Genomic DNA, 12,116 nt, shown 5'->3' with positions numbered 1-12,116 from the left:
TCAGGGATTGTTTGTGCCATGCACAGAGGGGGACTTGTGAAGAAAGACAGAAGCGAAGAGATACTGGATCAGATCCAAAATATGCAGAGAAATCTTCTTGGAGACGTTTATGGAGACTTTTTTGGCGGAGGCAAGCCCTCATCCTCAAAAGAGGATCACTCAGAAAACGGACCTCTTACCTTTGGAGATGGCCTATCATCCAAGGGCGTCGAAATGACCGGCCCTGCAGATCCTCTTGAGGATGCCAAAGCGGCTCTTGATGAATTCAACAGGAAGGTGGGCACTGCTCCCGGCGAGGGAATATCATCCATAAAGGATATCAATACAGGCAGTAAAGAGGAGAAAGCAGAAGAAGAGGAGCAGGAAGCTGCCCGTCCCAAGGAACCTGAAGAAGATCCCATGGAGACACTGGACAAGCTTATAGGACTTGAGAAGATCAAGGCTGATGTCAAAGAACTCACTGCTTTTGTAAAAGTCCAGAAGTCCAGACAGGATGCGGGACTTAAATCTGTTCCAGTGTCACTTCACCTTGTATTTACAGGTAATCCCGGAACAGGTAAGACTACTGTAGCCAGGATCATTGCAAAGCTCTATAAGCAGATAGGTGTCCTGTCAGGCGGTCAGCTTATAGAGACAGACAGGTCCGGTCTGGTAGCAGGCTATGTTGGACAAACAGCCATCAAGACCCAGGAAATGATAGGAAAGGCTATGGGAGGCGTCCTCTTCATAGATGAAGCCTATGCCCTGGCTCAAAAGGACGACGCCTTTGGTCAGGAAGCTATAGATACAATCCTGAAAGCCATGGAGGATCACAGGGATGACCTGGTGGTCATTGTGGCAGGCTATACAGGACCTATGGAGAAATTCATAAATTCCAATCCGGGTCTCAAGAGCCGCTTTAACAAGTATATAGAGTTTCCTGATTATTCTACAGACGAACTAATGTCCATTTTTGATATGAACTGTAGTAAATACGACTATACAATAGACGATGATGCCAGAAATCATGTCAGGGAAATGATCATGGCCCGCATGCTGGCAAATCCTGATAATTTTGCCAATGCACGTGAAGTCCGTAATATCTTTGAAGAGATCATAACCAATCAGGCGAGCAGGATAGCCTCCATGGAGAACCCTGCACCCGAGGATATGATGAAGCTGACAAGTGATGATCTTTTTGATAAGACTGCAGCTTCTGACAGCCCGGAGGAGTAAATAACAGAGAAAAATTATTATATACGGATGCAGCGCATCCAAAAGGATCCAAGAGCCTATGTCTTACAAATACTGTGGGACAAGGCTTTTGGATTTTTTTATCTTTTGGTTATTTGTGCAAATTGCTTGTTATTATTGCGAAAAGTTGGTAAGTTTGTAGGGTCTTATAATTGACACTGTTTATATACGCGTGATATATTATCCGCGGCAGTTTTGGTTTGGAAACACGAAAAGATATAACGTGTTTTTATATAGAGCCAGATGCTCAATATGGAGGTAAGAATGAAAAAAGAATGGCGCAGTTTTAATCCCGGACACTGGATCGGTGACATCAATGTCAGAGATTTCATCCAGCTCAACTACACTCAGTATGAAGGCGATGAGTCCTTCCTGGCTGAGCCCACTAATGCTACAAATGTTCTCTGGGACAAGCTTCAGCAGCTCCAGAAGATGGAGAGAGAAAAGGGCGGAGTACTGGAGTGCGAGACAGAGATCGTATCGGGACTTACTGCTTACGGACCCGGATATATCGATGAAGAGACCAAGGATCTGGAACAGATCGTAGGTCTTCAGACAGACAAGCCTCTTAAGAGAGCTTTCATGCCTTACGGCGGTATCAAGATGGCAGAAGAAGCTGCATCTACATACGGTTATGAGGTTAATCCCAAGTTCCACAAGATCTTTACAGAATATCACAAGACACACAACCAGGCAGTATTTGATGCATACACTCCTGAGATGAGAGCAGCTCGCCACAGCCATATCGTAACAGGTCTTCCGGATACATACGGACGTGGAAGAATTGTAGGCGATTACAGAAGAGTAGCTCTTTATGGTATCGACCATCTCATTGCCAAGAAGGTTGATGATTATAACAATTGCGGCGATGGCACTATGACAGATAATGTTATCCGTCAGAGAGAAGAGATCTCAGAACAGATTCGTGCTCTTAAGGGCATGAAGGAGATGGCCAAGGTATACGGTTATGACATCAGTGCTCCTGCAAGCAATGCAAAGGAAGCTGTTCAGTGGATGTACTTTGGATACCTGGCAGCTATCAAGACCCAGAACGGCGCAGCTATGTCAGTAGGCCGCGTATCTACTTTCCTTGATATCTATATCCAGCGTGACCTGAATGAAGGCACACTTACAGAGGCTGAGGCTCAGGAGCTTATCGATCACTTTGTTATGAAGCTGCGTATGGTCAAGTTTGCACGTATCCCTTCATACAACAACCTTTTCTCAGGAGATCCTGTATGGGCTACTCTTGAGGTTGCAGGCCTGGGCGGAGACGGCCGTCATATGATCACCAAGAATGACTATCGTTTCCTTCACACCCTGGAGAACATGGGACCTGCTCCCGAACCCAACCTGACAGTTCTTTATTCCAAGAGACTGCCTCTTAACTTCAAGAAGTATGCAGCTCGCATCTCTGTACTGACATCCTCTATACAGTATGAGAACGACGATGTTATGCGTCCTGTATGGGGCGATGACTACAGCATCTGCTGCTGCGTATCCGCTACACAGACAGGTAAGGAGATGCAGTTCTTCGGAGCAAGAGCTAACCTTGCCAAGGCACTTCTCTATGCTATCAATGGTGGTGTGGATGAGAAGTTCACAGATAAGAGCGGCAAGCACATGCAGGTAGGTCCCGCATATGCTCCTATCACTTCTGAGTATCTGGACTATGATGAAGTGATCGCAAAGTACGATCTGATGCTTGACTGGCTGGCAGGACTCTATGTGAACATCCTGAACCTGATCCAGTACATGCATGATAAATACTATTATGAAGCAGCTGAGATGGCTCTTATCGATACAGATGTAAGACGTACCTTTGCTACAGGTATCGCAGGCTTCTCACACGTTATCGATTCACTGTCAGCTATTAAATATGCCAAGGTTCGCGTGATCCGTGATGAGAACGGCCTGGCAGTTGATTACAAGGTAGAGGGAGACTTCCCTAAGTACGGTAACGATGATGACAGAGCTGATGAGATCGGTGTATGGCTCCTTAAGACTTTCATGACCAAGATCAGAAAGCATCACACATACCGTGATTCAGAGCCTACCACATCCATCCTTACCATTACTTCCAACGTTGTTTATGGTAAGGCAACCGGTGCTACACCTGATGGACGTGCTGCATATACATCTTTTGCTCCCGGAGCATCACCCAGCTACGGCGCAGAGGAGAACGGACTTCTGGCATCTCTTAACTCAGTTGCCAAGGTTCCATATGAGTGGTCACTTGATGGTATCTCCAATACTCAGACCATGAATCCTTCTGCTCTTGGCCACAATGACAAGGAGAGAGCTGAGAGACTGGTTAATGTTCTGGACGGCTATTTTGAGAAGGGTGCACACCACCTCAATGTAAACGTATTCGGTCGTGAGAAGCTCATCGATGCTATGGAGCATCCCGATAAGCCTGAATATGCTAATTTCACTATCCGTGTATCAGGATATGCAGTTAAGTTTATCAACCTGACCAAAGAGCAGCAGCTTGACGTTATTGCACGTACCTGCCACGAATCTCTTTGATCTTATGAATTATAGAAGAAGTGGGTGTCAATATATTGATGCCCGCTTCTTTTTAATAGTTATTGAACATTTGGGACGCTACTGTCCCTGGCTATTTATGTGAAAAGGAAAAGGCAAAAAGGATGATCAAAGGAGCAGTTCATTCCATAGAGACTTTTGGGGCTTCTGATGGCCCGGGAGTGAGATTTATCATATTCCTGCAGGGATGCAGGATGCGCTGCAGGTATTGCCATAATGCAGATACCTGGGCTATGGAGACAGATTCTGTAAGCTACTATGAACCATCAGAGCTGCTTGATAAGGCAGAGAGATATCGTTCATACTGGGGCGAAGACGGCGGCATTACGGTAAGCGGAGGAGAAGCTCTGCTTCAGATAGACTTTCTCATAGAGCTCTTTGAGGAGGCTCATAAGAGGGGGATCAATACCTGTCTTGATACTGCGGGAGAGCCCTTTAGCAGGGACGAGGCCTTTATGGAGAAGTTTAGTAGGCTGATAGAGCTCACTGATCTCTTTCTCTTTGATATCAAGCATATCGACCCGGCAGCCCACAGAGATCTCACAGGCAAAGATAACAGCAATATACTGGACTGCCTGCGCTTTCTGTCTGATAATGGCAAGAAGATCTGGATAAGGCATGTTCTGGTGCCCGGTATTACAGATGACGATAATGCTCTGGAGAAGACAGCTGAGTTTATAAGAAGCTTATCCGGTGTGGAAAAGGTAGAAGTATTACCCTATCACAATCTGGGAGCTTACAAATGGAAGGAGCTGGGAATCCCCTATAGCCTTGAAGGTACTATGGCTCCTTCTGCCGACCGCGTGGAAAACGCTCGCAGGATACTGGGCGCTCAATAATTTTATGCCTTCTGCAGCAGCTACCTTACGATACTGATGATAAGTAGGGAGTTAAAAAAAAAAATAAGTAAAGAAAAGACTTGACGGAATGAGTTAGTCTATGCTAACATCATCTTTGTTAGATGGAACTAACAAATCACATATATAGTCATTAAAAAATCTCCTACCTGAAATGCCGCATCTTGCCAATGCGGCATTTTCCTTTTATCCCATAGCTTATAAATGGTATTATAGAATACGTAAAAAAATGATCTGCAGCCGGGATTTTGAATCCGGATCTATATCAACATGTTGGGATTGTCCGGGTGAGGTTTGCTATTGTAAAGCGAGGTATATCATGGATAATTTTAGATTCTATGCACCTACAGAGGTCATATTTGGAAGAGATGTTGAAGATGGGACAGGCGAAACTGCTGTCAAATACGGAAGGCGAGCTCTCCTGGTATATGGTAAGGGAAGCGTGGTTAAAAGCGGACTTTTGGAAAGGGTTGAAAAGTCGCTGGAAGCAGCCGGAGTCTCTTATAAAGAATATGGAGGTGCCAAGCCTAATCCCACCCTTGAGCATGCGGTGAACGGCGTAAAAGAGGCCCTTTCTTTTGAAGCTGATATGATAATAGCTATAGGAGGCGGTAGTGCCATTGATACAGCCAAAGCTATAGCCCACGGAGCTGCTAATCCAGACAAGGAGCTTTGGGATCTCTGGACCCGCAGGGAGCCTCTTGTCAGATCACTTCCTGTGGGAGCTGTGCTGACTATTGCGGCAGCAGGAAGCGAGATGAGCGATTCAGCAGTCCTGACCAATGAAGCCATAGGCAAAAAGGCAGGCATCAATACTGACTTTAACAGATGCAGATTTGCCATAGTGGATCCAGCTCTTGGCATGACTTTACCGCATTGGCAGCTGGCAGCAGGCGTGACTGATATCATGATGCATACCATGGAGAGATATTTTATCCCTGATAGTCACTGCGAGATGACAGATGAGATTGCAGAGGGACTCCTTCGCACAGTCATCAGAAATGGCAAAAAGATAGTTGACGATCCTTCCGACTATGACGCTATGAGTGAGGTTTTCTGGGCATCAAGCCTGTCACATAATAATCTTACAGAATGCGGAAGAGGCAAGGATTTCTCTGTTCACAAGTTGGGACATGCTCTATCTGCACGCTACGATGTTACCCATGGAGCCTCTCTCTCTGCAGTCTGGGGCTCCTGGGCAAAGGAGCTCTACAAGGATACTCTGCCCAGATTTGCAGGCTTTGGCAGGAAGGTCTGGGGCATTGTAGAAGGGGATGATGACAAGGCTGCAACCATGGCTATAGATGAGACTGTGGCATATTTTAAGAGCATAGGGATGCCTGTAAGCCTTACAGAGCTGGGGCTCAAGGTAAGCGATGATGATATTGAAGCCCTGGCAATGGATGCGACAATGAAGGGCACTGTCTGCCTGTCGAGGATCAGGCCTCTTGATACAGAAGCTGTTAAGGTTATTTATAGGAATGCTGTCTGATATAGCCTTTCCCGGAGGATGAGATGGATAAGGATGTCATAGAGAAGATAAAGATATTAAAGAGCGAATACAGGCTTATGGACAGCGGCAGGCTGGGAGCCAGGCAGGAGGATCCAAAAGATTCCAATCTGGAATGGTTTGACTATGAGATCTTTCGTTACCTGACCGGTCTGGCATCTGCAGATGGTAAGATCGATAAGAATGAGCTTAAACTGATAAATGAGCTGCTGGAAGCAGAATGGACTGAAGCGGATGCTCTTCTTTTGCAGAATAAAGATCCTGACTTTATGTCCGAGATACCTTATTCCTTTAGCTATCTGGTGAGGGATGATGCAAAAAAGCTAAAGCCCGGCAGCAAGGTCTATCCCCGCTATAAAATGTATATAGATGTATTTGAAGCTATGGGAAACGCTCTTATAGGAGCTGATGTAAGGCTGGATGAGCGTGAGATACGTGGCATGTCAAGCTTCCTTATGGGGCTTAGGGAATACGCCGGAAAAGAGCTTTCGAAGACAAGTGCTGGGGCAAGTGCCATAGAAAGCAAAGATAAGCCATCGTTTGAGGCTGTAGATAAAGCAGATGATAAGCAGGAAAGCATAGAGAGTCTTTATAAAATGATAGGACTCTCTGCTGTGAAATCTGAGGTATCATCTCTTATTAATCTCATCCGTGTACGCAAGATCAGGAAGGAAAAGGGTATCAGACAGCCTGAGATGTCTATGCACCTGGTCTTTTCCGGTAATCCCGGAACAGGCAAGACCACAGTGGCCAGGACTCTGGCTGCCATATATCATGACCTTGGAGTGTTGTCTAGGGGCCATCTTGTGGAAGTGGACAGGGCAGGCCTTGTTGCAGGCTATGTGGGTCAGACTGCCATCAAGACCCAGGAGAAGATCGAAGAAGCCAAGGGGGGCATACTCTTTATAGATGAAGCTTACACTCTGGTCAAGGGCGAGCAGGACTACGGCCAGGAAGCCATAGATACCATCCTGAAGGCCATGGAAGATAACAGAGAGGACCTCATTGTCATAGTCGCCGGCTATACGGAGCTTATGGGAGATTTTATTAATTCCAATCCGGGGCTCCGCTCCAGATTTAATAAATTCATAGAATTTAAAGATTACGATGCAGGGGAACTGCTGGCTATCATGGAATCTCTTTGCGAGGAGAACAGCTTTATTCTGGATGACAGCTGCAGGCAGTACCTTTACAAGGCCTTTGAAGACAAGTGCGCTCACAAGGATAGGAATTTTGGAAACGGCAGAATGGTCAGGAACCTTTTTGAAAAGGCCATGACCAGGCAGGCTGACAGGATTGCAGAGGATCTGGCAGCACTCTCTGATAAAGAACTGATGACCTTCAAGCTGGAGGATTTTGTCAAATCAATGTCATGAATGCATGGATGCATTTTGTCAAATCAATGTCATGATTTATTACTTTGTTTGACTTAATCCCCTGCATGTCTTAAGATAAATAATTGTGACTGGGATAATATGAAATAAGGGTCAAAAGTCATTTCGATTCGAGCTTGCTCGAAATCGAATATGAATTTATGACCCGCAAAACATGAGCAAAGTAGCACGTAGTGCGGATTTGCGAATGTTTTAGGATTGTGAGAGTTTCGAAGAAACGGAACAATCCGTTAGTCATAAGGTGTCAAAAGGAACTTTTGACACCTACCTCATAATATATAACGGTCATTTTTGAGGAGATACGTATAATACGGAGGATAATTACAATGGACTTATATGAGAAACTTCTGTCCGGCGAAGAGAAACTGTCACTTGTAGGCCTTGGCTATGTAGGTATGCCTATTGCGGTTGCTTATGCCAAGAAGATTAAGGTTGTAGGCTATGATTTTAATGCAGCCAAGGTTGAGCTCTACAAGCAGGGTATAGATCCCACCAGAGAAGTTGGTGATGATGCCATAAAGGAGACATCAGTAGAATTCACAGCTGATCCTGAAAAACTCAGGGAGTGCAAGTTCCATATAGTTGCAGTACCTACACCTGTAAATGATGATCATACACCTGATCTTACTCCGGTAGAAGGAGCAAGCCGTACTCTTGGTAAGTATCTCACTAAGGGTTCGATTGTAGTATATGAGTCAACCGTATATCCCGGCGTTACAGAAGATATATGTGTTCCTATTCTTGAAGAGGAGTCCGGACTTAAGTGCGGAGTTGATTTCAAGGTGGGCTATTCACCTGAGAGGATCAATCCCGGCGATAAGGTACACAGACTTGATACAATCGTAAAGATTGTATCCGGTATGGATGAGGAGACTCTTGACCAGGTAGCCAAGGTTTATTCACTGGTTGCACTGGCAGGTGTATATAAGGCAGAGAATATCAAGACTGCAGAAGCTGCAAAGGTTATTGAGAACAGCCAGCGTGACATCAATATCGCATTCATGAATGAGCTGTCCATGATCTTTAACCGTATGGGTATAGATACTCAGGCAGTGCTGAAGGCAGCAGGTACCAAGTGGAATTTCCTTTCTTTCCAGCCCGGTCTCGTAGGCGGACACTGCATTGGCGTTGATCCTTACTACCTCACATATAAGGCTGAGCAGCTGGGATATCATTCACAGATTATCCTCTCCGGCAGAAGGATCAATGATGACATGGGCAAGTATATTGCTGAGTCCTGTGTCAAGAAGCTGATCGCAGGAGATATTGCTGTTAAGGGTGCCAAAGTAGCTATCCTGGGCTTCACCTTCAAGGAGAACTGCCCTGACACCAGAAATACCAAGGTTATCGATATCTATAATGAGCTTTTGGAGTATGGTATTACTCCTGTTGTTGTAGATCCTGAGGCGGATGCTGATGAAGCAGAGCGCCTTTATGGCATCAAGTTCAACAGTATGGATGATGTTAAGGATATGGATGCTGTGATCGTGGCAGTAGCTCACAAGGAATTCGTACCTTATACAAGAGAGAAGATCGCATCCTTCTTTAATGCTTCCAACAAGACCAGGATATTCCTGGATCTGAAGGGCATCTACGACAGGAAGGATTATACAGCGCCTGAATACGAATATTGGAGGCTATAACTTCCTCGTATAATTAACGGAGACAGATCATGAAGAGAATAAAGTTCGGACAAGATCCCATAATCGAGACTGAAAATGGGGAGGCGGACAGCTCTTTGCGGTCTGTCTCTTATTATGTGTACATAATAGCTTTTATCATGGTATGGGCAGTAGCGCTCATTACTGATCTTGGAGCAGCCAACATCCTGCTGCTTCCTTTATATGCAGCCTTTGTGCTTCTTATAAGAGCTTCCGACAGCTATGCGGGTAGGAAGGGATATGCTTCTAGCCACATACTTTCTGCTCTGTATAGTTTTCTTTATGTTTTCTATAAGGGCGAGAGCCTGTCTGCCTCTTACGACAACATTCTCTTTAAGGCTGTTGTGATCCTTATCAGCTTTTGCGGTTTATATTTCCTCTTTGATCGTTGCGTTAAAAGCATATTTAAATTCTATGGGAATAGAGACTTCTTTATATATGAACGCACCCGGGATATAGATAATGAAGATAACAGCGCTAAGGAAAAAGAAGGCTCAAAAACAGGCCATCTCAGGGCAAAGAAGAAGTTGATAAACAGCTCGGCGAAAGTTTTCCTCATATCCTTTGTTATTATCATCATCTGCTATCTTCCAATATATCTCTATGAATATCCCGGTATCCTCACACCGGACAGTATCAATCAGATAGAGCAGGCAATAGGTGTAAAGCCCTATTCCAACCATCATCCTATGGCACATACCTTTATCATAGGCCTTTTTATCCGCATCTCAGAGGGATTTGGGGCTTCACTTATGGAAGGCGTTGCTTTATATACCTTCTTTCAGATGTTGATGATGGCTCTTATTTACTCATACTTTATTATGACTATATATCAGTATAGAGTGCGCAGGATCTTTGTCATCCTTTCTATTGCCTTTTTTGCGCTGTTGCCATTCCAGGCTGTTTTTGCTGTGAGTATGTGGAAGGATATTTTCTTTGCAGGGCTTGTACTACTATATGCCAGCAGTCTTTTCAGACTCTTGTCACAAGTCAGCATTGCAGCTTCTGGCGATGTTGCTGCAACGAGCCATGATGAAAGCACTGCTACTAAGGGCGGTACAGACTATAACAGAGCTTCATTTATCAGGGACCTTATTATCCACTGCCTGTCCTTTGCAGGTGTTAATCTCTTTAGATCCAATGGAAGATTTGCCATGATCGCAATGCTCCCCGTGCTCCTGATATGGGGAATAATAAAGCTTCGCAAAGGAAAGGCTGTGAGAAAGACCATAGGCCTTCTCATGGCAGCCTGGGGCCTGGCCCTTATCCTGGTCCTTCCTGTGAGATATTATTTCATACCTAATGCCAATGGAGAAGGAGTAGAGACTCCGGGGCCTGACATTGTGGAAAATCTGGCTATTCCCCTTCAGCTATTTGCCAGGGTGATATATGATGGTAAGGAGCTGACAGCTGAGACGCGACAGCTTGCAGAGAGCATGATGGATATCAGCCTCATAGACAGGCTCTATGTTCCGGGCTTTGCTGATAATATCAAGGAACTGGTAAGAGCAGGACACCCTGAGGTCCTCACAGACAGACGATCTCAATGTATCCATGCCTTTATAGAAACGGGCCTTACATATCCCTTTGAATATATTAAGGCGTACAGGGATATGACCTGTGGATACTGGTTCCCGGATAATCCTGAAGATGATAATGGATATACCGTAGCCTATGGAGAGGGCATATGTGATAACCCTCTGGGCCTTGGCCAGAAGTGGCTGATCTATGGCCTTCCAGGCAAGCTCCTTATCAAGGTCAAGGAGATAGCTTTGAAGCTGGGGGATCTGATGCCTATTTACAGTCATTTTTTCTGTATGGGCACAGCCTTTTACCTGCTCCTATTATCATTTGCGGCTTGCCTTAGACGAAAGGAAAGCAGAGATCATGCGCTCATAGCACTTCTTCCCCTCTTTATCATGGGCACTGTCATGATAGCTACTCCTGTATCCAATGATTTCCGTTACAGCTATTTCCTCACGGATCTTATACCGATGCTATTATTGCTCCCCGTCCTTGCCGGTGAGGTTATGAAACCACTTGCAGGTATAGTCCAAAAATAGCTCTTCTTCGGGACTGAGTACCTTGCCCTTTGGATAAGCCAGGACCAGGGTGCGCATGGGATGGCTCTTTAGAGGGATGAGACGGGCGTGTCCGGAGAGGCTCTGACGCCAGGAAGCAGAAGGTACCAGGGATATACCAAGTCCGGCTTCTATCATGGACCTGAGGCTCTTCATATCTCCGGTCTCAAAGGCGATGACAGGCTCAAAGCCTGCCTCCCTACAGAGGGAATCTGTAAATATCCTTAGCCTGTTTCCGGGATCGTAGGCGATGAAATGCTCCGATGTCAGCAATGAGAGATCCAGGATCTTCTTTGAAGCAAGGGGATGCTTTTTGGGAACAGCAGCCATTATCTCATCATCCATAAGAAATACATGTTCATATTTATCATCATCAATGGGAAGCTGAAAAAAGGTAAAATCAGCTTCTTTTTGATTGGCAGAATATCCCTGGAGAAAGAAAATTCTGATGCCGGGATTCTGCTTTTCAAAGTCGGGAACCAGATAGGTCATAAAGTGGATGCCGCTTTGGATATTGATGCCTATGCCTTTAACCTGGGGCTCCCTCAGGGCGTTTATGCCTTCATCCAGGATGCTCAGGGCATGATCGACTGTTTCCAAAAAGCGCCTGCCGTTATCATTTAATCTTATGGATTTGCCGCTCCTGTCAAAGAGGCTGCAGCCCAGCTCCTGCTCCAGCTTCTTGATAGTGATGCTGACAGCAGACTGAGGTATGAGATGGTGCTCGGCGGTCTTTGAGAAGTTTTCAAGTTTTGCGGCAGTTCTGAAATATCTTAATTCCAACAGATTCATCTAAGCTCTCCCCCACATAGCATATATAGATTTATATATAA

General features: G+C 45.3%; 8 protein-coding genes. 7 read left to right on the top strand and 1 reads right to left on the bottom strand.

What is annotated here, in order from left to right; translation table 11 throughout:
• The first annotated feature begins 36 nt into the window (after nt 1-36).
• From G636_RS17165 to G636_RS0103360, 7 genes are all read left to right on the top strand, one after another.
• Nucleotides 37-1,215: an AAA family ATPase gene (locus tag G636_RS17165; RefSeq protein ID WP_242826911.1), complete on the top strand. Its 1,179-nt coding sequence runs from the start codon at nt 37-39 to the stop codon at nt 1,213-1,215.
• Between the two features lie 282 nt (nt 1,216-1,497).
• Nucleotides 1,498-3,762 (top strand): formate C-acetyltransferase, encoded by a 2,265-nt coding sequence (gene pflB / locus G636_RS0103385; protein ID WP_026506872.1) that lies wholly within the window; start codon nt 1,498-1,500, stop codon nt 3,760-3,762.
• Nucleotides 3,763-3,884: 122 nt separating this feature from the next.
• On the top strand, nt 3,885-4,619 hold the full coding sequence (gene pflA / locus G636_RS0103380) for a pyruvate formate-lyase-activating protein (protein WP_026506871.1): 735 nt from the start codon (nt 3,885-3,887) through the stop codon (nt 4,617-4,619).
• A gap of 337 nt (nt 4,620-4,956) precedes the next feature.
• Nucleotides 4,957-6,129 (top strand): iron-containing alcohol dehydrogenase, encoded by a 1,173-nt coding sequence (locus G636_RS0103375; RefSeq protein WP_026506870.1) that lies wholly within the window; start codon nt 4,957-4,959, stop codon nt 6,127-6,129.
• Nucleotides 6,130-6,152: 23 nt separating this feature from the next.
• Nucleotides 6,153-7,523 (top strand): AAA family ATPase, encoded by a 1,371-nt coding sequence (locus G636_RS17160; RefSeq protein WP_081668244.1) that lies wholly within the window; start codon nt 6,153-6,155, stop codon nt 7,521-7,523.
• 344 nt (nt 7,524-7,867) lie between these two features.
• A complete protein-coding gene (locus G636_RS0103365) occupies nt 7,868-9,184 on the top strand; it encodes a nucleotide sugar dehydrogenase (RefSeq protein ID WP_026506869.1) in 1,317 nt (438 codons plus the stop codon).
• 29 nt (nt 9,185-9,213) lie between these two features.
• Nucleotides 9,214-11,265, top strand: coding sequence for a DUF6020 family protein (locus G636_RS0103360; RefSeq protein WP_026506868.1), 2,052 nt, complete (start codon nt 9,214-9,216; stop codon nt 11,263-11,265).
• Here G636_RS0103360 and G636_RS0103355 read toward each other — a convergent pair.
• The gene (locus G636_RS0103355; protein WP_026506867.1) at nt 11,203-12,075 is read right to left on the bottom strand and encodes a LysR family transcriptional regulator; all 873 of its coding nucleotides are present in this window, start codon (nt 12,073-12,075) and stop codon (nt 11,203-11,205) included. The two genes, G636_RS0103360 and G636_RS0103355, sit on opposite strands and share 63 nt — an antisense overlap.
• Between the last annotated feature and the right edge of the window lie 41 nt (nt 12,076-12,116).

It is taken from the genome of Butyrivibrio sp. MC2013 (assembly GCF_000424585.1).
In the GTDB taxonomy this organism is placed as follows: Bacteria; Bacillota; Clostridia; order Lachnospirales; family Lachnospiraceae; genus Butyrivibrio.
The sequence above is the reverse complement of the archived record's forward strand: the minus strand, read 5'-3'. Positions and strand labels throughout refer to the sequence as shown.

What these genes read in the sequence shown, in the direction of transcription:
- pflB (WP_026506872.1), top strand. Translation starts at nt 1,498, where the DNA reads ATGAAAAAAGAATGGCGCAGTTTTAATCCCGGACACTGGATCGGTGAC.
- pflA (WP_026506871.1), top strand. Translation starts at nt 3,885, where the DNA reads ATGATCAAAGGAGCAGTTCATTCCATAGAGACTTTTGGGGCTTCTGAT.
- G636_RS0103375 (WP_026506870.1), top strand. Translation starts at nt 4,957, where the DNA reads ATGGATAATTTTAGATTCTATGCACCTACAGAGGTCATATTTGGAAGA.
- G636_RS17160 (WP_081668244.1), top strand. Translation starts at nt 6,153, where the DNA reads ATGGATAAGGATGTCATAGAGAAGATAAAGATATTAAAGAGCGAATAC.
- G636_RS0103365 (WP_026506869.1), top strand. Translation starts at nt 7,868, where the DNA reads ATGGACTTATATGAGAAACTTCTGTCCGGCGAAGAGAAACTGTCACTT.
- G636_RS0103360 (WP_026506868.1), top strand. Translation starts at nt 9,214, where the DNA reads ATGAAGAGAATAAAGTTCGGACAAGATCCCATAATCGAGACTGAAAAT.
- G636_RS0103355 (WP_026506867.1), bottom strand. Translation starts at nt 12,075, where the DNA reads ATGAATCTGTTGGAATTAAGATATTTCAGAACTGCCGCAAAACTTGAA.